This window comes from Streptosporangium sp. NPDC020072 (assembly GCF_040631445.1).
Taxonomy (GTDB): domain Bacteria; phylum Actinomycetota; class Actinomycetes; order Streptosporangiales; family Streptosporangiaceae; genus Streptosporangium.
Window position 1 is genome coordinate 393,642 of record NZ_JBEYAB010000009.1, and the last position, 22,644, is coordinate 416,285.

The following is a 22,644-nucleotide window of genomic DNA, read 5'->3' on the forward strand; positions in this document are numbered from 1 at the left end:
TATAAATAATAAATAAATGGCATATATCGGAGCATTTCGGGCGAAGGGGAGTCGCCGCGCCGAATACCGCAGGACGCCCCGCGCTCGTCCCGCGTAAAGGGCGGCCGTACGCTTACTGGGCATCCGACCGAAGGGGAGATCATGTTCCGTCATGTCGTGCTGTTCACCTGGGCCGAGGGGACGACCGAGGAGCAGAAGGCGACGGTCAAGACCGAGCTTCTCAGGCTGACGGAGATCATCCCGGAGATCCGCGCCTACACGCTGGGGGCCGACGCGGGTGTGAACCCCGGCAACCACGAGTTCGCCATCGTCGCGGACTTCGACAACGCCGACGACTTCCTGGTCTACCGGGACCACCCGGAGCACCAGGCGGTGATCGCCAAGCACATCAAGCCCATCGTGGCCTCCCGCGCCGCCGTACAGTTCACGATCTGACCCACGCGCGTTTGTCGGCCGAGGTCGGGCCCCAGGAGCCGAGCCACACCGGCACTCCGAGGGCCTCCTCGACCGCCCCCGGCCAGTCGTCGACACCGTCCACGTAGTGGGGACGGGCCCGCAGCAGCCGTTCCGTCAGCCTCGCCTGCCCGTCGAGGTCGCCCGCCGTACCCACGGGTGGCTCGCCGATGTCGTAGGAGACGCACATCCGCGAGACCGGCACGTCCAGGTGGGTGAGCGCGAGCGCGTCCGCCCCGCCGGTGACCGCCAGCGCGTAGCGGTGCGCGACCGCGTCGAAGTGCCCGACCCTGAACGGCCCCTGCCACGGCCCCGTCCCGTTGTGCCGCTCGGGCACCCGCAGCGTCCGGTCCTCGGTGACCAGGGGCCCGGGACCGTGCCTGGGCGTGTGGGAACGCAGCACCCCGAGCCGTACGGCACCCGCCCCGCCGAGCAGTTCGAGGGCGTTCGCGAAGGTCGTCGTGCTCCAGGTCGTGTACGGGTGGAAGCCGTGCCACTCGTCGAGCAGCACGCCCTGGGCCCCCTCGAAGACGACCGGTCCCTCGCGCAGCAGGGCCGCGAGCCGCGCGGGGCCGGTGAGGGTCACCCGCTCGGCGAACGCCCGGTAGGCCGCGACGCAGTCCTCGACCGGGGGAAGCTCCGTCGCCACCGGCCCGGCCACCCACCAGGTCTCCTCGACCTCCCGGCGCAGCGCGCGCAGCTTGCGGGCCAGCCGTACCGGGGCGGCGCAGTCACCCACGGTCGGCGCGAGGCCCGGATGCGCCAGGGCGTAGGAGACGGTCTCCCCGACGCCCATCCCGCACGACCCGTGCCGGTCCTCGCCGCGCGCCAGCTCCCTGGCCCGCCCGGCCGCCACGTGGTACGGCGTCGCGAGCAGGGCGTCCCGGTCCACGGTGAGCAGCCCGAACGGGTCGGGCACCCCGAGGCGGGCCAGGTTCGCCGCCTCGGAGGCCAGGGCGAGCGGGTCCACGATCGTGAAGCGTGACAGGTGGGTCGGCACGCCCCGGAACGTCCCCGCCCCGAACTGGGCGAAGGTGTGGTGCCGCCCGTCGGGCAGGACGACGTTGTGCGCCGCCTGCCCGCCACCGTTGAAGCGGACGACCGCCCGCACCGGCTCCTGTGAGCAGAGCCAGTCCACGACGGTCCCCTTGCCCGCGTCGCCGTACCCGAGGTCGGCGACGATCACGTGTTCGCGCACGCCCGTACCCCTCACAGCCGGATCACGCCGCTTGCGCCCGGCTCCTCGGGCACCGCGAGCGTCCGCCGGTCGAGACGGGCCAGCGCCCTGCCCACGGCCTGGCCGGCCTCCGAGCCCATCTCGTCGAGGTCGTCCAGCCCCTCGTCCAGGTCGATGGCGTCCTCGCCGAGGCCGACGGTGAGCGCGATGGTCTCGCAGACCGCGTCCAGGTCGTCCAGTTCGAGGACGTTCTGACCGAGTAGGTCGCGCCAGGCGGCCAGCACCTGGCCGTCCCCGGCGTAGCTCGCCCCGGCGGGCAGGATGTAGTAGACGTGGTAGGCCCTGGTCAGCTCGGCGACGATGTCCTTCGTCGTGATGTCCCGCAGCGGGGAGTCGCCGATCACCTGGCGGACCTGACGACGGCTGACCTTCGGGTAGGGCAGTTCGTCGCCGATGATGAACAGGTAGCCCTTGCGCCCTCGCCTCTCGAAGCAGTCGATCGAGGTGTGCCTGGCCATGAAGTACATCGCCAGCTCGTAGGACTCGGTCTTCTGGCCGCCGCCCCCGCCTTCGAGCAGGATCTTGCCGAGGTCCTCGTCCATCCGGTTGTCGGACTCGAACTGGCCGATCTGGAGCGGGGCGCGGTCGCAGGTCGCGTCGCCGATCGCGCCGAAGAGGATCTGCGGGTCGGTGGCGTAGCCCTTGCGCATCAGCAGGCCCAGCAGGTCGGGCAGCTTGGTCTGGAGCGTACGGGGGACCCCGCCCATCGAGCCGGTCACGTCGAACAGGACAGCGATGGCGAGGCTGTCGGGGTGCTCGTCGGAGTCACGGCTCTCGCGGGCGGCGACGCCGTACGGGTCGAGGTCCTCGTGCGTGGCGCGCGCGCCGCTGTCGCTGTAGGCGAAGGCGCTGGTGCCCTTGGCGGCGCGGTAGCTCGCGGCGGCGGAGTAGACGTCGGTCGACCAGATTCCGCTTCCCATGTGGGTCCCCTTGGTTGTTCTCAGGTTGAGTTAATCTCATTATGAGAATAACAATGGGCCGCGTCAACCCGCGAGGTCCGTCACGGGAGGGTCAGCGTCTGAGGCCGTCGAGGATGACGGTGGTGAGGTGGTCGCCCGCGCGGGCGCCGGGGCGGCAGACGGCCACGTTGAGCAGGCCGACGACCTCGCCGGGCGGGATGTCGTCGCGCAGTGTCCCCTCCTCCTGGGCGCCCCTGGCCAGCCGTTCGAGCAGGGCGTTGAGGTCGCGTTCGAGCCGCGCCAGCTCGGGGTTGGCGGTCGTCTCGGGCGACAGGGCCTTGATCAGCGCCAGGGGGAGCCCGGCGCAGTGCTCGACGACCAGGCGCAGGGACTGCCAGCACGGCCTGTCGCCGGTCATGCCCTCGGCGGTCACGGTCTCGCCGAAGGTCATGAGACGGCGCAGCGCGTCAAGGGCGATGTCCTCGACCAGGGCCTGCCGGTCGGGGAAGTGGCGGTAGAGGGTGCCGACCCCCAGTCCCGCCGCACGGGCGATCTCCTCCATCGAGACGGCGGCACCGCGTTCGGCGAACAGGCCGAGCGCGGTCGTGACGATGAGTTCGCGGTTGCGTCGCGCGTCGGCTCGCACGGCCCGTCCTTCCTGAGTTAACCGGAATCCCGGCCTCAGGTTAATGTACCGTGGTCTTTCGGAACCGGAAGATCCGCTTCACTTTGGGGGATTCGTGCGAAGAGGCCTCTACATCAGCGGCATCGGGCTGAGCCTGGACGCGATGATCGGACAGGTGCGGGAGGCGGCCGACGCCGGACTCGACAGCGCCTTCCTCAGCCAGCTCACCTCGTGGGACGCGCTCGCCGTCCTGGCGATCGCCGCGCGTGAGGTGCCCGGCGTCGACCTGGGAACGGCGGTCGTGCAGACCTACCCCAGGCATCCGCTCGCACTGGCCGGACAGGCGCTCACCGTGCAGGCCGCCGGCGGCGACCGCCTCACCCTCGGTGTCGGGCCGAGCCACCGGCAGATCATCGAGGGACAGTTCGGCTACTCCTACGACAGGCCCGTCCGGCACATCAGGGAGTACCTGTCGGTGCTGCGGCCGTTGCTGCGCGGGGAGGCCGTCGACCACCACGGGGAGACCGTCTCCGCCTCGGGGCGGGTGGACGTGCCCGGCGCGAAGGCGCCCTCGGTGCTGCTTTCGGCGCTCGGTCCGGTCATGCTGCGCGTCGCCGGAGAGCTCGCGGACGGCACGGTGACCGTGTGGACGGGGCCCGAGGCGATCGCCGACCACGTCAGGCCCGCGATCACCCGCGCGGCAGAGGAGGCGGGACGGCCCGCCCCCAGGGTCGTGGCCGCGGTGATGGCGAGCGTCACCGCCGACCCCGAGGGGATCAGGCGCGGGGTGGCCGAGCGGGTCGGGTTCGCCGCCCAACTCCCCAGCTACCGGGCGATGCTCGATCGGCAGGGCAAGTCGGGCGTCCACGAGACGGTCCTGGCGGGCGACGAGGAGAGCGTGGCGCGGGCCGTACGGCGATACGCCGACGCCGGGACGACGGAGCTGCTGGTGAACCCGCTCGGCGACGAGCGCGAACGGGCCAGGACCGTCGAACTGTTCGCCTCGGTCTGAGGGATCTCAGAGGTTCAGCGGACGGTAGGTCCTGGGACCGTAGAGATCGTCGAGCAACTCGTCGAGCTCACCCAGCAGCCGCCAGGCGTCCCGGGGCGGCGCGACCAGGCTGCCCCGCACGAAACGGCCGATCGCACCGGGCACCCGGTCCCCCATGAGGGCGGCGACGCAGCGGGTGGCGAGCCTGATGTCCAGGGTCTCGGTCGCGGGCGCCCCGGTGTGGACCTCCGGCGGGTAGTCGTCACGGTGCCTGGCGACCAGGGCCGTCAACGGGCTGCCGAGCGGGACCGACTGGCTCCAGTCGACGAGCACCAGACCGTGGTCGATCGGGTGGACCAGGACGTGGTGGCCGAACACCGCGCCGTGCACCACCCCGGCGCGGTGCGCCGCCCCGATCGCGACCAGCAGCCGCCGCCAGATCCACGCCGCGTCCCTCGGGTCGAGTACCGGCCGCCGCCGCGCGATCTCCGCCAGGCTCACGAACCCGTCGGGGACCCGGCTGATCACGTTCGCCCGCCGCCGCGCGTCGCCGGAGCCGTGCCGGAGGGAGTCGACCAGCCGGGGCACGTACGGCAGCAGCGTCGGATCGCCCTCCCGTTCGATCGTCCTGAGCGCCTGCGCCTCGCGCCGCATGAGGTCGTTGTCCGCGGGACCGCGCGGGATCTTGAGCAGGGCGCCGGGGGCGCAGTCGTACAGCAGGGCGGTCGCGCCCTCGTGGAGCAGCCGCCCGACGTGGTGGGTTCCGACCACCGTTCCGGCCAGGTCGTCCGTGGGGGTGTGTCCGGTGTGCTCGGCCCACAGGCTCGCCAGCCTGGCGAACGCCCCGGCGGCCTCGGCACCCGGCGTCAGGTCGGGGTGCAGCAGCCGGGCCAGTCTCCGGTACGTCCGCCGTGGTGTCGGCCCGCCGAACAGGTCCGCGGGGACGCGGGCGGCGGAGACCAGCGCGATCGCCTCGGCCGGGGTGGTCATCGGGTGCCCTCCTGCTCGGCGGGCCGCAGCAGGGCGGGGTGCAGCAGGCGGGCGCCCCCGGCGCGGTAGAGCTTGGCGCGTGGCCCGCCCCGGGAGCCGCCGCTCACCGTGCTGTGCCCGGTGGCCTCGACGAACCCGGGCACGGAGAGGACCTTGCGGTGGAAGTTGCCCGCGTGCAGCGGGACGCCCCACACCGTCTCGTAGACGCCGCGCAGTTCGGAGATCGTGAACGTCTCCCCGGTGAACGTCGTGGCCAGCGGCGTGTACTCCAGCTTGGCCCGCGCCCGTTCGAGGCCGTCGGCGAGGACGCGGGCGTGGTCGAAGGCCAGCTCCGGCGGGCGCGAGACCGGGTGCCAGGCGGCGGAGGCCGCGTCGGAGCCCGCCCTGGGGTCGGGCAGATCGGGGGCGAAGGCGAGGTAGGAGATCGAGACGACCCGCATCCTCGGGTCCCGGTCCGGGCTTCCGTAGCTGGCCAGCTGTTCGATGTGGACGCGGGGGGCGAGCCCGGTCTCCTCGGCCAGTTCCCGCCTGGCCGCCTCGGGCAGGTCCTCGCCCGGCCTGATGAACCCTCCCGGCAGCGCCCAGCGTCCCTGCTGGGGAGGGCGGCCCCGCTCGACCAGCAGCACGTGCAGCACGCCCGCGCGGATGGTCAGCGCGACCACGTCCACCGTCACGGCGACCGGGGGATAGTCCCTGGGGTCGTACTCCGCCAGGAACGCCGATTCCTTCTCGTCCACGACACGCCCTTCCCGGGTCAAGATAATCTCACAATGAGAATAACTCGATTCCGGGGTGATCGCACACACGGAAGAGGGCCGTCCCGGAAACGGGACGACCCTCCACGGCCGGGTGGTCAGAACGCCTCTTCGGACAGCTCCATCAGGCTCTGGTCGGTTTCGGTCAGCACGCGGCGCTCGGCGGCCAGCCGGGGCAGGACGGTCTTGGCGAAGAACGACGCCGCGGCCACCTTGCCCTCGTAGAACGCCTGGTCCCTGCCGGGGGAGCCGAGCGCGGCCAGGGCCACCTCGGCCTGGCGCAGCAGCAGCCAGCCGATCACCAGGTCACCCAGGGAGAGCAGGAACCGGGTGCTGTTGAGACCGACCTTGTAGACCTCCTCGGGGGTCTCCAGCGAGGAGATCGCCCAGCCGGCCATCGTGTCGGCCATGGCCTTGACCTCGTCGGCGGCCTCGTCGAGCAGTCCGCGCTCCTCCTTGAGGCGGCCGTTGCCCGCCTGGGAGGCGGCGAAGGCCTTGATGTCGCCGTACAGCGCGCCGAGCGCGGCCCCCTGGTTGCGCAGGACCTTGCGGAAGAACAGGTCCATGCCCTGGATCGCGGTCGTGCCCTCGTAGAGGGAGTCGATCTTGGCGTCCCTGATGTACTGCTCGAACGGGTAGTCCTGCAGGTAGCCGGAGCCGCCCAGGGTCTGCAGCGAGCGGGAGAGCAGCTCGTAGGACCGCTCGGACCCGACCCCCTTGACCAGCGGCAGCAGCAGGTCGTTCATCGCCTCGGCGTGCCGGTCCTCACGGCCCTCGAAGCGGGCGGCCTGCACCGCGTCCTGGTAGGTGGCCGTCAGCATCACCAGCGCCCGCATGCCCTCGGCGTACGACTTCTGGAGCATGAGCTCGCGGCGCACGTCGGGGTGGTGGACGATGGTCACGCGCGGGGCGGCCTTGTCGGTCATCTGGGTGAGGTCGGCGCCCTGCACCCTGGCCCTGGCGTATTCGAGGGCGTTCAGGTAACCGGTCGACAGGGTGGCGATGGCCTTGGTCCCCACCATCATCCGGGCGTGCTCGATGATCATGAACATCTGCTTGATGCCCTCGTGCACGTCGCCGATCAGCGTCCCGACGGCCGGGTGCCGCTCGCCGAAGGTGAGCTCGCAGGTCGTGGAGACCTTCAGGCCCATCTTCTTCTCGACGTTGGTGACGTAGACGCCGTTGCGCTCGCCCAGCTCACCGGTCTCCAGGTCCACGTGGTACTTCGGGACCAGGAACATCGACAGGCCCTTGGTGCCGACGCCGTGCCCCTCGGGGCGGGCAAGCACGAGGTGGAAGATGTTGTCGGCCAGGTCGTGCTCGGCGCTGGTGATGAAGCGCTTGACGCCCTCGATGTGCCAGGTGCCGTCGGGCTGCCTGATCGCCTTCGTACGGCCCGCGCCCACGTCGGAGCCCGCGTCGGGCTCGGTGAGGACCATGGTCGCGCCCCAGGTCCGCTCGATGGCCAGTTCGGCGAAGCGCTTCTGGTCCTCGGTGCCGATGAGGTGCATCACGTAGGCGAAGGCGGGTCCGCTGGCGTACATCCAGACGGCCGGGTTCGCGCCGAGGATCATCTCGGCGAGCGCCCAGTTGACGCTGGGCGGCAGGCCGGGGCCACCCAGTTCGGCGGGCAGGCCGATGTTGGTCCAGCCGCCCTCGCGGTAGGCGGCGAAGGACCGCTTGAAGCCCTCCGGCATCGTCACCGCGCCGGTCTCCGGGTCCAGGACGGGCGGCGTGCGGTCGCCCTCCTCGAAGGAGTCGGCCAGAACCCCCGTCGCCAGGCGGTTGACCTCGTCGAGGACGCTGCGCACGACGTCCTCGTCCATGTCCGCGTAGAGGCCGGTACCCAGGATGTCCCCGCGGCCGAACACCTCGAAGAGATTGAACTCCAGATCACGGAGGTTGCTCTTGTAGTGGCCCATGGGATCTGCTCCTTGAAACCGGGGGACCGGGCTTTTTCTCTACTCATCAGTAACCTTACCCCTGATGCTACCCGCCAGTAACCCCTAAAAACTGGAGCGGTAAGGACGTTTGTCACATTCCTCGGGGAAAGGGAGCTGTACCGGCCCGCTCGGACGAGGCCGCGCCCCCGGGCCGACACGCGGCCTTGACAGGGACGGTCGTCACCCCCGGGTTAGGCTCCTGCCATGGACGAGCGGTGGCGTGCGGACCTCGCGCTGTGGGCGATCCCCGACGAGATCGCGGCGAAGGCACGGACCGACCCCTGGGGGCACTCGCCCGCGCGGTTCGCCGAGCGGACGGAGCGGGCGCTCGCCGAACCGCAGGGACCGACCCTGGACCGGGTCGCCGAGGCGCTGCCGCCCGGGGGCGTCCTGCTCGACGTCGGCGCGGGCACCGGGGCGGCCGGTCTCCCGCTGGCCGGGCGGATGGGAGAGCTGGTCGCGGTCGACACCTCGCCCGGCATGCTCGCCGAACTGGAGTCACGGGCCGCCGCGCTCGGGGTGCCGCTCAGGATCGTCACCGGCCGCTGGCCCGACGTCGCGCCGGTGACCCCGGTCGCCGATGTGGCGGTCTGCGCCCACGTCGTCTACAACGTGCCCGACCTGGCCGCCTTCCTCACCGAACTGTCCGGTCACGCCCGCCTCAGGGTCGTCGTCGAACTCACCGAACGCCACCCGATGACCTGGCTCAACCCCCTGTGGGCCCACTTCCACGGGATCGTCCGCCCGGACCGGCCCACGGTCCACGACGTGATCGCGGTCGCCGAGGCGCTCGGTCACCGGGTGCGGCACGAGGCGCGCCTGGCCCCGCTGTCCCGCTTCGCGACACCGGAGGGCCTGGCGGAGAGCGCCTGCAGGAGACTCTGTCTCGATCCGGGGCGGGCGGACGAGGTCGTCGCGGCGGCGATCCGGCTCGACATGTGGCCGCTTCCCCGCGAGCGGTGGTTCACCCTGTGGTGGGACACGGGAATCGGGCCGACATCGGAGGCGTTGCCCGGATAGAGCTCTCAGTCGAGACGCTCCCGGACGAGACGCGCCGTACCCGGTCCGAAAAGACGACGCTTCAGGGAGTCGTCATGGCTTGGATCCTCATTGTCGTCGCCGGTCTGTTCGAGATCGCGATGGCCTACTCGCTCAAGCTGAGCAACGGGTTCTCCTCGCTGCTGCCGAGCGTCGGAGTCGTCGTCTTCGGGGTGCTCAGCTTCGGTCTGCTCTCACTGGCCCTCAAGAGCCTGGAGGTCGGTACGGCCTACGCCGTCTGGACCGGCATCGGCGCCGTGGGCACCGCCGCCCTGGGCATCGTCCTCCTGGGCGAGGACGCCTCGGCCCTGAAGATCATCTCCATCGTCCTCATCCTCGCGGGCGTCATCGGGCTCAACCTCGCGGGGGGCGGCCACTGACCGCCCCTAGGGGAAACCGGTTTGACGCGATAGATGGTGTCGCGATTGGCTGAGGGCATGATTAACGTGCACTATGTGACATTCGACTGTGCCCGGCCGCACGAGCTGGCGGCCTTCTGGAGCCAGGCGACCGGCTGGGAGATCCACCCGGAGACGGAACCCGACGGCGACGAGGTCCTCGTCTGCGGGGAGCCGAACCTGCTGTTCATCAGGGTTCCCGAGGGCAAGTCGGTCAAGAACCGCGTCCACCTCGACGTCACGGGCTCCGACGGCACCACCCGCGACCAGGAGGTCGAGAGGCTGGCCGGGCTCGGCGCCACGGTCCACGACGACCGGCGCAACCCCGACGGCACCGGCTGGGTGACCATGCTGGACCCCGAGGGCAACGAGTTCTGCGTCTGCCGCGCCGACTACGAGAAGCAGTCGTGAGATCCCTGTGACGAGCGGGGCCTCCCGGGGCCTTCCACCGGTCCCGGGACGTTCCGCCGAGCCGTCCGGTCAGTGCCCGTGGGGCAGCGAGGGGCGCTCGCCGCGTCCCCTGAGCGTCAGGGCCAGGAACGCGGTGATCAGATACACCACGACGCCGCCCTGCAGCGCGTCGAACGCGGCGCCGAACACGCCCTGGTCGTCCACGATGAGCTGCACCGGATACATGAGCGCCGCCGCGCCGAGCGCGGGGTAGAGCGAGAACCGCCACGGCCTGCGCAGCGCCCACAGCCTGGCCTGCCGCGTCACCCGGTCACCCGAGCCCGGCCTGCCGACCGATCCGATCGCCGCGACCAGGGTGAACAGCGTGATCCCCAGGCAGAGCGCCCAGGTGAGGTCCGCGGCCCCCGGCAGGATCACCCCCAGGCCGAAGCTGACGGCCGCCGTCGCGCCTCCGGTCACCGCCGCCGCCCTCCAGGGGGCTCCCCGCAGGGCCGCGCCGGCGAGGGACATCTCGTCACGTCGAGTGAGTTCGTCGTTCATGTTCCCAAGACTGCCCCGTCGGCCCCCTTCTTCGCATCGGGGAGCAACCCTGATCCGTCCCCTACCCGCCGGGCGGGGCGACGCGGCGAATGTTGAACGTTTGTTGACTGCCCCTAAGTCCCGATTTAGGATTCAATTAGGAAACTTTCCTAAAGGAAAGCTTCCTAGCCCCCCACCTTCTAGGAGATTCGTCGTGAGCTTTCGTCGTCGCGCGGTGACCCTCGCCAGTTCTGCCGCCCTCTGCCTGGGCGTTCTGGCCCTCACCCCCACCTCGGCCATGGCCGCCCCCTCCGGCTGCACCGTGCAGCAGGGATCGAACTGGGCGTCCAGCCTCTGCACCTCCGGCACGGGCCGGCACCTGGTGGTCGTGCGTGCCCAGCACTACACCGGCAACATCCTGATCACCGGCCCCTGCGTGGCCATCGGCCAGGTCTCGAAGACGACGGTCAACTGGCCGGTCACGTACGTCGGCTCGGCCGGCTGCTGAGAGCCCGCTCGGCCACTTGGCCCACGTCGGGCCGTCGACTCGAACGCCGCTCACGTCGAGGCCCGCATGTCCGTGTTGACGCCTGCCGAGGCCCGGCCCCTGAGGACCGGGCCTCGGTAGGCTCACGGCATGCCGGTGAACCCTTATCTGACCTTTCGCGTCGCGACCCTTGAGGACGTCCCGACGGTTCTGGCCCTGCTGGCCGACGACTCGACCTCCGGCGCCCAACAGGGCGAGTACGGCGAGGCCCACCGGGCGGCCTTCGAGGCCATCGACGCCGACCCGGGCAACGAGCTGATCGTCGCCGAACTGGACGGCGAGGTCGTCGGCACCATGCAGCTCACCTACATCCCGGGGATCTCCCGTGGGGGAGCGCTCAGGATGCAGATCGAGGCCGTCAGGATCGCCTCCGGCCTGCGCGGCAGAGGACTGGGCGGGCAGATGCTGCGCTGGGCCGTCGAGCGGGGCCGGGCCAGGGGGTGCGCCCTGGTCCAGCTCACCACGAACAAGGCGCGCAAGGACGCGCACCGCTTCTACGACTCCCTCGGCTTCGTCGCCTCACACGAGGGATACAAGCTCGCGCTGAGCTGAGAGGCGGGACCCACAGCGGGTCACGGACTCACCCCGAACTGCGCGCCCACGTCGAACTGCGCGCCGACCCCGAACTCCGCGCCCATGTCGAAGCGCGGGATCGCACCGAAGCGCGGGCTCACGTCGAACGAGGGCACCGGCGGCGGAGCGGGGACAACCGAAACAGCCGCCGGGGCCGGGGTCTTGCGGAGGCGTGACGTGCGCGCGGAACGCGCGCGGAGCTGGTCGATCATCCAGCGGCACCAGGCGATGCGGTGGTTCTCGTAGCTGATGCCGTACCACAGGGTGGCGTAGTCGCCGAAGCGGCGGCTCTCGCGGCCGGGCGCGCTGGAGAAGGCCGAGCGCTCGTCCTCGTAGGTCGCCAGCCGCCGTTCGTGCTCCTCAAGCTGGATCTGGAAGAGCTTGATCAGTTCGGCCGGGTCGGCGAGCCAGGCGGCGTAGGACTTCAGCAGCAGTTCGTCACGCTCGGGACGGGACTGCGGGGGCTCGATGACCCACTCGCGCAGCTCCCTCGTCCCCAGCCGGGTGATGGAGTAGATCTTCTTGCGCTGCGGGCCGGGGCCCGGGACCTGCTCGAAGGTGACCAGTTCCGCCGCGACCAGCCGTTGCAGCTCAGGGTGGATCTGGCTGTGCCGGGCCGTCCAGAAACATCCCAGCGGATGTCCCATGGCGGTGGCCAGCTCGTATCCGGACCTCGGTCGGCGGGCCAGCGCTGTGAGGATCGCGTATCCGAGAGTTGAGGTCACCGCGGAAGGATCTCACGGGGCACCCCTAATGCGGCACCGTAGCTTTACCTATGTCGTCTCAGACATAACGGGCATCACCTCGACCAGATTGTCATGATAGACGGCCCCCCTGCCCAGGTCGGCGTCGTACTCCTCGACCACCGCGTTGACCGTCGAACCCCCCGGGCTCAGCTTGCGCCAGTGCCCCTTCGTCGAGGCCACGACGCCGGGCCGTACCCGGTCGCTGATCTCGACCACGGCCTCGAAGCCGCCGACCGCGTTGAACACCCGGGCCCGCTGCCCGTCGCGCAGCCCCCTGGACGCGGCGTCCTCGGGGTTGACCACCACCCGGGGCCCCTTCGAACGGCGCAGCAGCTCGGGGTTGTTGCCGAAGGTGGTGTTCAGGAAGGTGTGCGGCGCGGGCGTGACCAGGGCCAGCGGGTAGGGACCGCCCGCGGCCGAGGCCGTACGCGGCGGCACGTAGGCGGGACCGGAACCGAACTCCAGCCTCCCCGAGGCCGTGGGGAAGCCGTCGGCGAACGGGACGAACGGCCGGGGCACGTTGAGCCTGACCCAGCCCTCCTTGCGCAGCCGGTCGACCGTGATCCCGTCGAGGGAGGGATGCCCGGAGGCGAGCAGCTGCTCGGCCAGTTCGAGGTCGGAGTCGTACAGCGACGGTTCGGTGAGCCCCATGTGCCCGGCCAGGCGGCGGAACGTCTCCGTCGTCGACAGGCACTCGCCTGGCGGCTCGACCGCGGGCTCGTTCCACACGAGATACATGTGTCCGTATCCCGCGTGCAGGTCGGTGTGCTCGATCTGCATCGTCGCCGGAAGCACGATGTCGGCGTAGTCGACGGTGTCGGTGGGGAACTGCTCCATCACGACGGTGAACAGGTCCTCACGCGCCAGCCTCTCGCGGACACGGTTCTGGTCGGGGGTCGAGCCGACCGGGTTGGCGGCGTAGACCCACAGGCACTTGACCGACTCGTCGAGCCCGTCGGCCAGCCTGGTCATCGTGAGCCGCCTGACCGGCGCCGCCAGCAGGTCGTCACGGGTGTCGATGTTCAGGTGGATGTGGCCGCTGGTCGAGTAGGCGACCCCGCCGCCGGGATGGCGCCAGTCGCCCGTCACCGCCGGGATGGCCGCGATCGTCCGCATCGCCGTACCGCCGCCCGCGTGCCGCTGGACGCCCATTGTGGCCCTGATGCCGGTCGGCCGGGTGTGCGCGAGCCGTACGCCGAGGGAGCGGATGTCGGCCTCGGGCAGGCCGGTGATCTCCGCGACGAGGGCGGGCGGGTGACGCAGGATCTCCGCCCGGAAGTCCTCCCAGCCGTTGGTGTACTCGGCCAGGAAGGCGTCGTCCTGCGCGCCCTCGGACAACACCACGTTCAGCAGCCCGAGCGCCAGGGCGGCGTCCGTGCCCGGCCTGATCGGCAGGTGGAGGTCGGCCTGTTCGGCGGTCCTGGTGCGGATCGGGTCGATGGCCACGACGTACGCCCCGGCCGCCCTCGCCTCCTGGATGAACCGCCACAGATGGTGGCCGCTGGTGAGGGTGTTCGTGCCCCACAGCAGGATGAGCCGCGACAGGGCGAAGGTCTCGGGGTCCATCCCGCCCGGGGTGCCGTTGGTCAGCCGTAGACCGGCGTTGCCCGCGGTCGAGCAGATGTTCAGGAAGTGCCGGGAGGCGCCCAGGACGTTCCAGAACCGGCGGCCCGCGACCCCCTCACAGCCCTGGATGTGGCCGAGCGTCCCGGTGCCGAGGTAGGGCCAGATCGCCTCGCCGCCGTGCTCGTCCACGATCGCGCGCAGCCGTACGGAGATCTCGTCGAGAGCCTCGTCCCAGCTGATCCGCTCGAAACGGCCCGAACCCTTGGGGCCGACCCGGCGCATGGGGTAAAGGATGCGGTCGGAGGCCCCGGCGTGTTCGAGATAGCGGTTGACCTTCACACAGAGCGCGCCGCGCGTGTAGGGCTGCTCCGGGTTGCCGCGCATCCCGACCGCCTTGCCGTCCCTGACGGTCACCACCCACGAACAGGTGTCCGGGCAGTCCAGCGGACAGGCCCCCAGGACACGCAGCTCCCCCCGCTCACCCACTGCCATGCCCAGACTCTAGCCAGGGGGGTACGGCTCGCCGGCCGTACCCCCCTTGAGGTCAGCCCGTCACCGCGACACCGCGTCCCGCCACGCGGGGGCCACGTTCATCCTGCTCGGCGCCGCTGAGGCGGTGCCGCCCGGCAGGATCTGGCTGCGGGCGTAGACGGCCGCGGCCGTCGCGATGGCACCGCTGTTCACCGCCAACGCCCTGTCGTCGATGTTGGCCAGGGTGTCGCAGGCCTGGTGGTAGCACCGGTCGTAGGCGACCCCCGCCTCACCGCCGAACGTGGCGGCCTCCTCGGCGGTCTTGATCCCCTCGGCGCCGGTGAACAACCCGCCCGCCGGGATGCCGACCGCGATGAAGGGCCCGTAGTCGGACCGCCCGGTGAAGTCGGTCCCCTTGTACGGCTGGCCGACCGAGGCGTAGTACGTCTCGAACAGCTTCTCGATCTCGCCCGATCCGGCGGGACCGGCCCCGGCGCCCGTGTGGTCGGAGTCGTCGCCGTCGTAGATGCCGTAGACGAAGTTCGGCGAGGCGATCATGTCGAAGTTGAGGTACAGCCTGATCCTGGCCCTCTCCCCGGGGGAGAGCGCGGCCACGTAGTGCTGGGAGCCGAGCAGCCCCAGCTCCTCCGCCCCCCAGAAGGCGAACCTGAGCCTGTTCCTGGTCGGCGTGCCGCCCGCCCGCAGGGCCGTCTCCAGCACGGCCGCGCTGCCCGAGCCGTTGTCGTTGACGCCGGGTCCCGCCGGCACGCTGTCCAGGTGGCCGCCCAGCATGACGACCCTGCGGGAGTCGCCCCAGGGGCTCTCGGCTATCACGTTGCGGGTCTTCCTGTGCGGGTCGCCCTCGGCGGTGACGGAGAGCGTGGCCCGGGACCCCGGCGTGGCCAGCTCCTGGCCGACGGCGAAGGTGGTGCCCACGACGGGGACGTGTGTGGTCGTGTCGCCGAGCGAGCCGTTCAGCGGTCCCCGCCGGTCGGCGGCCCCCTCACCGGCCTGACCCTCGTTGAAGATGATCACACCGGAGGCGCCCGCGGCCTCCGCCAGCTCGGCCTTGACCCGGAAGCCGCACGTGCCACGCTGCACCAACGCGATGTTGCCCCGGACGAACCCCGCGAAGTCGGCGGCCTCGCACCCGGAGGTCGAACCGGGTGCCGCACTCGGCGGCAGCACCAGATCGACGGGCTGCACGGCGGCCGTGACGTTCCCCGAGCCGGAGTACGCCATGGGGACGAAGTCGGTCTGCGGCGCGTAGGACCTCGCCCCGGGGGAGACCCGGGCGAGCTTGGGCGTGCCGATGACACGGAAGAACGGGAACTCGAACTCCTGCTCGGTCACCCTGTACCCCGCGGCCCGCAGCCTGCCCGCCACGTAGTCGGCCGACTCGTCGTATCCGCGGGTTCCCGCGGCCCGGGTGCCGCCGTTGGCCGCGGCGATCCGCTGGAACGCCTCCAGGTGCCGCTTCACGGAGAGCACGTTCACGGGCGGCGACCCGACGGACGTGACGGACGCGACGGTGACCTCGGGAGCCGGTGAGGTCACGGCGGTCGCCTGGGCGCCGGGCAGGGTCACGGCCGAGGCTGTGGTGATCGCGGCCAGCAGGCCCTGGTACGCGCGTACGCGCATGCGAAACTCCTCTGACGAGAGTTGACGGAAGCGGAGCGGGGAATCCCCGTGATCGCGGCGAATAAAAAAGATCTCCGGTAACCGGATTAACCAAATTTGACAATCTTCGTCAGATCGACGGACGGGGTGGTCCCCGGCGGTCACGACGTCACCCGGGTAACGCCACCCGGCCGTGCGCCGTGACACGTCGCACCACGACCATCCGCTTCGCACCCTTCCATGGCGCCACGCGGTCGCCAGAAGTGGCTAGGGTCGGGTGCGAAGGAAAAACGGGGCTGCGACGCATGATGATCAGCTTTTCAGGCCGGTGCCGGCCCGGCCGTCATCGCCGCATTCCAGCAGGTCAATTCTCAATCTCGGATAGGTACGCGATGTTCGCCACATCGGTCTCCTCCGGGCTGACGCTCCCGGCGAACCAGGCATCCAGGATCTCCCCCAGCAACGGCGCCGAGGTCAGCCTGAGACTCAACGCCAGCACGTTGGCGTCGTTCCAGCGTCTGGCCCCCTCGGCCGTCGCCGCGTCCACACACAGGGCGGCTCGCACCCCGCGCACCTTGTTGGCCGCGATCGACGCCCCCGTGCCGGTCCAGCAGCACACGATCGCCTGGTCGGCCACCCCGGAGACGACGTCCCGCGCGGCCTGTGAGCAACACCACGCCCAGTCCGAGGGGCCTTCGGCGACGGCGCCGTACGCGATCACCGTGTGTCCTCTCGCCTCTATCTCCGACACCAGGATGGGAGCCACCCCGTCAAGACTGTCCGAGGCCAATGAGATACGCATGCCTTCGATTGTGGACACTGGAAGAGAAGATCGGTGACGCACCTGTAATGCGGAACGTGCAGAATCGCTGGCGGTGACGGAAATCAGAGAGCACGAAGAAGCGGCGCCCGTCGAAGGCACAGAGCCCGAGACGGAGCGCGATTCCGGCGTGCTCGTCGTCGAACCGCTCCTGCCGCAGCGCATCCGCAGACCATCCGATCTGCTGCGCTTCCTGGCGACCCTGCTGGGGCTCGTGGCCGTGGTCCTGCTCGCCCTCGTCGCGAAGAAGACCCTCAACGGCCTCGAAGGCGACGTCATCGACGGGACGAACCGGGCGCCCTTCCTCCTCAGCGGCCTCGTCGGCGTGCTCAGCGGCGCCACCATGCTGGGCGTGCCGACCGCCTACGCCATCGAACGCGTCCTGCACCGCGACGGCCTGCGCGTCGCGGAGGGGCTCTTCGCCGCCATCGCGGGCATGGTCCTGTCCTTCGCCCTCGGCGAGTGGATCGTCGGCGCGGGCCCGGAAGACCTGTGGCTCCTGCTGACCGGGGGCAGGCAGGGAGTCGAGCCGCTCAACACGCTGCTCACCTCGGTCATCGCCTACGTCACCGCGGTGCGTATCTCCCGAAGACCCACCTGGCGGGCGGCCCTGTGGAGCGCCGTCGCGCTCAACGCCGTCGCGCTCTTCGCCGCGACCGCGGCCACCATCCTCGGCATCGTCGTCTCCATCCTGGTCGGCCTCGCCGTCGGCTACGCCACCCTGTACGGCATCGGCAGCCCCAACACCAGGCCGCCCGGCAGCACGATCGTGGCCACCCTCGCCAAACTCGGCTTCGCCCCCGTCAGGGCGCACCGCCTCGACGACGACCACCAGAGCAGCAGGCGCTACGCCGTCGGCCTCAAGGACGGCACCCGCCTCGACGTCACCGTCCTCGACCGCGACCGCCAGGTCGCCGGGGTGCTCTACCGCATCTGGCGCCGCATCCGGCTCAACACCGAGACCCGCCGCAGGGCCATCCGCTCCCTGCGCGCCGAGCTGGAACGCGAGGCCCTGATGGCCTACGCCGCCCAGGCCGCGGGCGCCAGCATCCCCAGGCTCGTCGGCACCAGCGAGATCGGCACCGAGGCCGCGTTGCTCGCCTACGAGCACATCGAGACCCGGCCCCTCGACGACATCCCCGACGAGGAGATCGACGACAACCTGCTCGCCCAGATCTGGGAGCAGGTCCTGCTCCTGCAGGTCCAGCGGCTGGCCCACCGGCGGCTGACCGGCGACAGCATCCACGTCGACAACGAGGGCAGAGTCGTCCTCATGGACGCCCGCAGCGGCGAGATCGCCGCCGGAGACCTCCTGCTCCGCCTCGACATCGCCCAGCTGCTCACCTACCTCAGCCTCCGCGTCGGAGCCGACCGCGCCGTCGCCGCGGGCGCGGCCGTCGCGGGCCCCGACGTGCTGGCCGGCGCCCTGCCGCTGCTGCAACGGATCGCGCTCACCCGCGAGACCAGGGCCGCGCTCACCAAGAACAAGGAGCTGCTGACCGCGATCCGCGAACGGATCGTCGCCCTCGAACCCCAGGTCGAGGCCGACGAGGTCCGCCTGGAGCGCTTCCGCCCCAGAACCCTCATCACGATCATCGCCAGCGCCTTCGCCGCCTACTTCCTGGTCTACTACCTCACGCAGATCAACCTCAACATGATCACCTCCGCCAAGTGGGGCTGGACCGGGGTCGCCTTCGTCGCGGCGATGATGAGCTACGTCGCCGCCGCGCTGATGCTGCGGGGCTTCGTGCCGGAACGGCTGCCGCTCGGCCGTACGGTGCTGGTGCAGTTCGCGGGCTCCTTCGTGAAGCTGGTCGCCCCGGCGGCGGTGAGCGGCGTCGCCATCAACACCCGCTACCTGCAAAAGCGCGGCATCCCCCCGGGCCAGGCCGTCGCCAGCGTCGGAGCCTCCCAGCTCATCGGCCTGGCCTCGCACATCACACTGCTGCTGCTGTTCGCCTACATCACCGGGTCGAGCGCCGCCACGTCGTTCACCCCGTCGCGCACGTTGGTGTTCGTCCTGCTCGCCATCGCGGTCGCGGTCCTGTTCATCGTGAGCGTCCCCCGCCTGCGCAGGCTGATCACCGTACGGCTGCGCGCCCTGTTCTCCGGGGTCATCCCCCGCCTGCTGGACGTGCTCCAGTCCCCCCGGAAGATCATCGAAGGCTGCTCGGGCACCCTGCTACTGACGATCTTCTTCGTGGCCTGTCTCGACGCCTCGGTGCGGGCCTTCGGTGGATCACTCGACTTCGCGGCCGTGGCCATCGTCTTCCTCGCGGGCAACGCCATCGGCTCGGCGGCGCCGACCCCCGGAGGACTCGGCGCCGTCGAGGCCTCCCTGTCCGTCGGCCTGACCCTCTCCGGCCTGCCCGGCGAGGTCGCGACCTCGGCCGTGCTGCTGTTCAGGCTGCTGACGTTCTGGCTGCCCGTGCTTCCCGGGTGGGCCTCGTTCACCTACCTGCAGCGACACGAGGCCCTGTGACCTCTCAGGTCTCGCTGGAACGGGCCCAGCGGTTGACTCCCGACTCGACCGCGTGCCCGTCGATCGCCGCGAGCTCCTGCTCGGTGAACGACAGGTTCTCCACCGCCCGCACGTTGTCCTCAAGCTGCCTGACGCTGCTCGCGCCGACCAGCACCGAGGTGACACGCCGGTCGCGCAGCGCCCACGCCAGGGCCATCTGCGCCAGGGACTGACCGCGCGAGGCCGCGATCTCGTGCAACGTGCGGACACGTCGCATGGTCTCCTCGGTCAGCATCTCCGGGGTGAGGAAACGCCGCTGCGAGGCACGCGACCCCTCGGGGACACCGCCGAGATAGCGGTCGGTCAACATGCCCTGAGCCAGCGGGGAGAACGCGATGCAGCCGACCCCCTCCTGCTCAAGGACGTCGAGCAGCCCGTCCTCGATCCACCGGTTGAGCATCGAGTACGACGGCTGGTGGATCAGCAGCGGGGTGCCCATCTCCCGCAGGATCCGCGCCGCCCGTTCGGTCTGCTCGGGGGAGTAGGACGAGATGCCGGCGTACAGTGCCCTGCCGGACCTGACCGCCTGGTCGAGCGCGCCCATCGTCTCCTCAAGAGGAGTCTCCGGGTCGAACCTGTGGCTGTAGAAGATGTCGACGTAGTCGAGTCCCATCCGCTCCAGCGACCTGTCCAGGCTGGACAGCAGATACTTCCGCGACCCCCACTCGCCGTAGGGGCCGGGCCACATGTCGTACCCGGCCTTGGTGGAGATGACCATCTCGTCCCGGTATCCAGAGAAGTCCTCCCTGAGATGCCTGCCGAAGTTGGTCTCCGCGGCGCCGTACGGCGGGCCGTAGTTGTTGGCCAGGTCGAAGTGGGTCACCCCCAGGTCGAACGCCCGCCGCAGGATGGCCCGCTGGGTCCCGAACGACTTGTCGTCGCCGAAGTTGTGCCAGAGCCCCAGCGACACCGCGGGCAGCCTCAACCCGCTCCTGCCCACCCTGTTGTACGGCTGCCGCCCGTCGTACCGATCCGCGTCGGCCACGTAGGTCATCGCTCGACCCTGGCGGTGCCCTCGACCTTGGCGGTGTCGAGGATCCAGGCCAGGACGAAGGCCTCCTCCCGCCAGGAGTCGTACCTGCCGCTGCGACCGCCGTGCCCGGCCTCCATCTCCGTCTTCAGCAGGAAGGGACCGCCCCTGCCCACCTCGCGGAGCCGCGCGACCCACTTGGCGGGCTCGTGGTAGTAGACGCGGGTGTCGTTGAGACTGGTGATCGCGAGAATCGGAGGATAGATCTGGCCGCTCACGTTCTCGTACGGGGTGTACGACTTCATGTACTCGTACACCTCGGCGTTGTGCAGCGGGTCTCCCCACTCGTCCCACTCGATGATGGTCAGCGGCAACGACGGGTCGAGGATCGTGTTCAACGCGTCCACGAACGGCACCTCGGCCACCACACCCGCGAACGTCTCCGGCGACAGGTTGGCGATCGCGCCCATGAGCAGCCCGCCGGCGGAACCGCCCCTGGCGATGATCGCGCTCGACCAGTTCTCCGCGGCGAGGTGCTTGGCGGCGGCGACGAAGTCGGTGAAGGTGTTCTTCTTCCGCTGGAACTTGCCGTCCTCGTACCAGTGACGGCCCATCTCGCCGCCGCCCCTGATGTGCGCGACGGCGAAGACGAACCCCCTGTCCAGCAGGCTGAGCCTGGCAACGGAGAACGACGGGTCGATCGAGATCTCGTAGCTGCCGTAGCCGTACAGCACGGTCGGAGCGGGCCGCTCGACGCCCTTCCTGGCCACGATCGAGATGGGGACGCGGGTGCCGTCCTCGGCGGTCGCCCACTCACGGAACTGCTCGTAGTCGGCCGGGTCGTACCCACCGAGCACGGTCTTGCGCTTCAGCAGGATCAGCTCACGCGCCCGCAGGTCGTAGTCGTAGACCGAGGGCGGAGTGATCATGCTGGTGTAGCCGAGCCGCAACCGCTCGGTGACGAACTCCGGATTCCCCGAGGGCGCCACGTCGTAGATCGGCTCAGGGAAGGAGATCTCGTACGGCTCCGCCCCCTCGGGCAGGACGCGGATGCCGGTCAGCCCGTCACGGCGCAGGTGCACGACCGTGTATCCCTGGAAGGCCTCGACGTTCAGCAGCCGGGTGTCGGCGCGGTGCTCGATCAACGGGGTCCAGTCAGCGGGGGAGTCGATCGGCGCGGTGGCCAGCTCGAAGTTCTCCGCGTTCTGGTTGTGCAGGATCAGGAAGTGGTCCCCCGCGTGGTCGAGGCCGTACTCGACACCGGTCTCCCTGGCTCTGACGAGCCGGAACTCACCGGTCGGGTTGTCGGCCTCCAGGATGTGGACCTCGCTGGTGATCTTGCTTCCCGCCGAGAGCACGAGGTAGCGCTCGCTGCGGGTCAGGCCGACGCCGATCCAGAACCGCTCGTCGTCCTCCTGGTGGACGAGCACGTCCTCCTCGGTCGAGGTGCCGATCATGTGCCGGTGGATCTGGTTGGGTCGCCAGGCGTCGTCGACGGTCGTGTAGAAGAAGGCCCTGCCGTCCGCGGACCAGGCACCGCCGTAGAAGATGCCGCTGACCTCGTCGTCGAGGAGTTCGCCCGTGGTGAGGTCCTTCACCCGCAGGGTGAACCGCTCGTCGCCGGTGAAGTTGACCGAATAGGCCAGCAGGGTCCCGTCGGGACTGACCGAACTGGCGCCGAGGGAGAAGAAGTCGCTGTCGCCGGCCAGCTCGTTGCCGTCGAGCAGGACCTGCTCACCGGGCAGCGCCTCGCCCGCCTTCAGCTCGGGAGGAGCGTCGCCGTCCGCGGCGACCCGGCACTGGATGCCGTACTGCTTGCCCTCCTCCGTCCTGGAGTAGTACCACCAGCCCTTCTTCCTGGTGGGGACGGACAGGTCCGTCTCCAGCGTCCGGCCCTTGATCTCCTGGAAGATCGTTTCCTGGAGCCCTTCGAGATGGGCGGTCGCCTGCCGGGTGTAGGCGTTCTCCGCTTCGAGGTAGGCGATCGTCTCGGGGTCGTCCTTGACCGTCAGCCACGCGTAGTCGTCGACCACGGTGTCCCCGTGGTGCACGCGCTCGCTGGGAACCTTCTTCGCCGTAGGCGGTGTCTGGCTGCTCACCCCGTCGAGTCTATGTTTTCCGTGCCAGACGTCCCGGATCAAGCCACGGGGTTCGTCGTTACGTCCCGAGCGGTCTGCGGGGACTGCTAATGTTCTGGCGTCGGCAAGGTTCGGCGCAAACCACTCCACTCACTCCGGTGATCCGGTGTGGCTTGTTCTGTGTCCGCTGACAACCCCCTCAAACCAACGGTTCCAATGATCGGTTCGCGTCGATTCGCAGAGCCACTCAGGTGCTGGTAAGTTTGAAGGGTTGCTCCGGAGACGGGGTGGTCTGAAATTCCTCGGACAGGCTTTATCGAAGAAAATGCGATCCGGTCGGATCGGTTTGACACGAAAAAGCGGGTCTGAAAGAATAAGGACACAACGAAATGAACGAAACGAAACGCCCCGGAATTCCGGCCGGTAAAACGGTTCGGGGGGACGGTGAACGCGTCCGTTTCTTGAGAACTCAA

The 22,644-nt window shown here is 70.0% G+C and carries 21 protein-coding genes and 1 riboswitch; of the genes, 8 read left to right on the top strand and 13 right to left on the bottom strand.

All coding sequences use genetic code 11. From position 1 onward, the window contains the following. The first annotated feature begins 141 nt into the window (after positions 1-141). Positions 142-435, top strand: coding sequence for a Dabb family protein (locus tag ABZ470_RS23940; RefSeq protein ID WP_362913941.1), 294 nt, complete (start codon positions 142-144; stop codon positions 433-435). Here ABZ470_RS23940 and ABZ470_RS23945 read toward each other — a convergent pair. The 3 genes from ABZ470_RS23945 to ABZ470_RS23955 form a co-directional block, all read right to left on the bottom strand. Next, positions 425-1,651 carry an adenylosuccinate synthetase gene (locus ABZ470_RS23945; RefSeq protein ID WP_362778123.1) on the bottom strand — a complete coding sequence of 409 codons (1,227 nt, stop codon included), beginning with the start codon at positions 1,649-1,651 and terminating at the stop codon, positions 425-427. The two genes, ABZ470_RS23940 and ABZ470_RS23945, sit on opposite strands and share 11 nt — an antisense overlap. Before the next feature lie 11 nt (positions 1,652-1,662). Next, complete coding sequence (locus ABZ470_RS23950) at positions 1,663-2,610, bottom strand: hypothetical protein (protein WP_352015229.1); 948 nt, start codon at positions 2,608-2,610, stop codon at positions 1,663-1,665. Between the two features lie 91 nt (positions 2,611-2,701). Further along, a complete protein-coding gene (locus ABZ470_RS23955; RefSeq protein ID WP_362913943.1) occupies positions 2,702-3,235 on the bottom strand; it encodes a helix-turn-helix domain-containing protein in 534 nt (177 codons plus the stop codon). Between the two features lie 94 nt (positions 3,236-3,329). On the opposite strand from ABZ470_RS23955, the gene ABZ470_RS23960 reads away from it, so the two are divergent. After that, positions 3,330-4,226 (top strand): LLM class F420-dependent oxidoreductase, encoded by an 897-nt coding sequence (locus tag ABZ470_RS23960; RefSeq protein ID WP_362913945.1) that lies wholly within the window; start codon positions 3,330-3,332, stop codon positions 4,224-4,226. A gap of 6 nt (positions 4,227-4,232) precedes the next feature. Here ABZ470_RS23960 and ABZ470_RS23965 read toward each other — a convergent pair whose 3' ends face one another. From ABZ470_RS23965 to ABZ470_RS23975, 3 genes are all read right to left on the bottom strand, one after another. Continuing rightward, complete coding sequence (locus ABZ470_RS23965; RefSeq protein WP_362913947.1) at positions 4,233-5,195, bottom strand: lipopolysaccharide kinase InaA family protein; 963 nt, start codon at positions 5,193-5,195, stop codon at positions 4,233-4,235. Beyond that, a complete protein-coding gene (locus ABZ470_RS23970; RefSeq protein ID WP_362913949.1) occupies positions 5,192-5,932 on the bottom strand; it encodes an NUDIX domain-containing protein in 741 nt (246 codons plus the stop codon). The genes ABZ470_RS23965 and ABZ470_RS23970 overlap by 4 nt, the downstream gene beginning before the upstream one ends. A 116-nt stretch (positions 5,933-6,048) precedes the next feature. Next, a complete protein-coding gene (locus ABZ470_RS23975; RefSeq protein WP_362913951.1) occupies positions 6,049-7,872 on the bottom strand; it encodes an acyl-CoA dehydrogenase in 1,824 nt (607 codons plus the stop codon). 225 nt (positions 7,873-8,097) lie between these two features. Here ABZ470_RS23975 and ABZ470_RS23980 point away from each other — a divergent pair, with 225 nt between their 5' ends. From ABZ470_RS23980 to ABZ470_RS23990, 3 genes are all read left to right on the top strand, one after another. Continuing rightward, entirely contained in the window at positions 8,098-8,913 is an 816-nt protein-coding gene (locus ABZ470_RS23980) for a methyltransferase domain-containing protein (RefSeq protein ID WP_352015223.1), read from the top strand. Then, positions 8,910-8,976: riboswitch (guanidine-III (ykkC-III) riboswitch) on the top strand. It overlaps the preceding gene by 4 nt. 11 nt (positions 8,977-8,987) lie before the next feature. Next, complete coding sequence (locus ABZ470_RS23985) at positions 8,988-9,311, top strand: multidrug efflux SMR transporter (protein ID WP_362913953.1); 324 nt, start codon at positions 8,988-8,990, stop codon at positions 9,309-9,311. Positions 9,312-9,386: 75 nt separating this feature from the next. Continuing rightward, positions 9,387-9,740 carry a VOC family protein gene (locus tag ABZ470_RS23990; RefSeq protein WP_352015221.1) on the top strand — a complete coding sequence of 118 codons (354 nt, stop codon included), beginning with the start codon at positions 9,387-9,389 and terminating at the stop codon, positions 9,738-9,740. A gap of 69 nt (positions 9,741-9,809) precedes the next feature. On the opposite strand, the gene ABZ470_RS23995 is transcribed toward ABZ470_RS23990, so the two are convergent. Further along, on the bottom strand, positions 9,810-10,280 hold the full coding sequence (locus tag ABZ470_RS23995; RefSeq protein ID WP_352015220.1) for a hypothetical protein: 471 nt from the start codon (positions 10,278-10,280) through the stop codon (positions 9,810-9,812). A 193-nt stretch (positions 10,281-10,473) separates the two neighbouring features. On the opposite strand from ABZ470_RS23995, the gene ABZ470_RS24000 reads away from it, so the two are divergent. Together ABZ470_RS24000 and ABZ470_RS24005 are read left to right on the top strand one after the other, a co-directional pair. Then, positions 10,474-10,767, top strand: coding sequence for a hypothetical protein (locus ABZ470_RS24000; protein WP_352015219.1), 294 nt, complete (start codon positions 10,474-10,476; stop codon positions 10,765-10,767). A gap of 129 nt (positions 10,768-10,896) precedes the next feature. Continuing rightward, entirely contained in the window at positions 10,897-11,358 is a 462-nt protein-coding gene (locus ABZ470_RS24005) for a GNAT family N-acetyltransferase (RefSeq protein ID WP_352015218.1), read from the top strand. A 20-nt stretch (positions 11,359-11,378) separates the two neighbouring features. On the opposite strand, the gene ABZ470_RS24010 is transcribed toward ABZ470_RS24005, so the two are convergent. The 4 genes from ABZ470_RS24010 to ABZ470_RS24025 all read right to left on the bottom strand — a co-directional run bounded on the left by ABZ470_RS24010 (position 11,379) and on the right by ABZ470_RS24025 (position 16,584). Next, entirely contained in the window at positions 11,379-12,104 is a 726-nt protein-coding gene (locus tag ABZ470_RS24010; RefSeq protein WP_352015217.1) for a helix-turn-helix transcriptional regulator, read from the bottom strand. 48 nt (positions 12,105-12,152) lie between these two features. Beyond that, positions 12,153-14,183 carry a molybdopterin oxidoreductase family protein gene (locus ABZ470_RS24015; protein ID WP_362913955.1) on the bottom strand — a complete coding sequence of 677 codons (2,031 nt, stop codon included), beginning with the start codon at positions 14,181-14,183 and terminating at the stop codon, positions 12,153-12,155. Between the two features lie 60 nt (positions 14,184-14,243). Beyond that, positions 14,244-15,803, bottom strand: coding sequence for a M28 family peptidase (locus ABZ470_RS24020; protein WP_362913957.1), 1,560 nt, complete (start codon positions 15,801-15,803; stop codon positions 14,244-14,246). Positions 15,804-16,146: 343 nt separating this feature from the next. After that, positions 16,147-16,584 (bottom strand): RpiB/LacA/LacB family sugar-phosphate isomerase, encoded by a 438-nt coding sequence (locus tag ABZ470_RS24025; protein ID WP_352015214.1) that lies wholly within the window; start codon positions 16,582-16,584, stop codon positions 16,147-16,149. Positions 16,585-16,657: 73 nt separating this feature from the next. Between ABZ470_RS24025 and ABZ470_RS24030 the strand changes: the two genes are divergently transcribed. Further along, on the top strand, positions 16,658-19,084 hold the full coding sequence (locus ABZ470_RS24030; RefSeq protein ID WP_352015213.1) for a lysylphosphatidylglycerol synthase transmembrane domain-containing protein: 2,427 nt from the start codon (positions 16,658-16,660) through the stop codon (positions 19,082-19,084). A gap of 4 nt (positions 19,085-19,088) precedes the next feature. Here the strand turns inward: ABZ470_RS24030 and mgrA are convergent, their stop codons facing one another. Then, positions 19,089-20,117: an L-glyceraldehyde 3-phosphate reductase gene (mgrA, locus tag ABZ470_RS24035; protein ID WP_352015212.1), complete on the bottom strand. Its 1,029-nt coding sequence runs from the start codon at positions 20,115-20,117 to the stop codon at positions 19,089-19,091. Then, positions 20,114-22,192: a S9 family peptidase gene (locus tag ABZ470_RS24040; RefSeq protein WP_352015211.1), complete on the bottom strand. Its 2,079-nt coding sequence runs from the start codon at positions 22,190-22,192 to the stop codon at positions 20,114-20,116. Before ABZ470_RS24040 ends, mgrA begins: the two co-directional genes overlap by 4 nt. Positions 22,193-22,644: the final 452 nt, after the last annotated feature.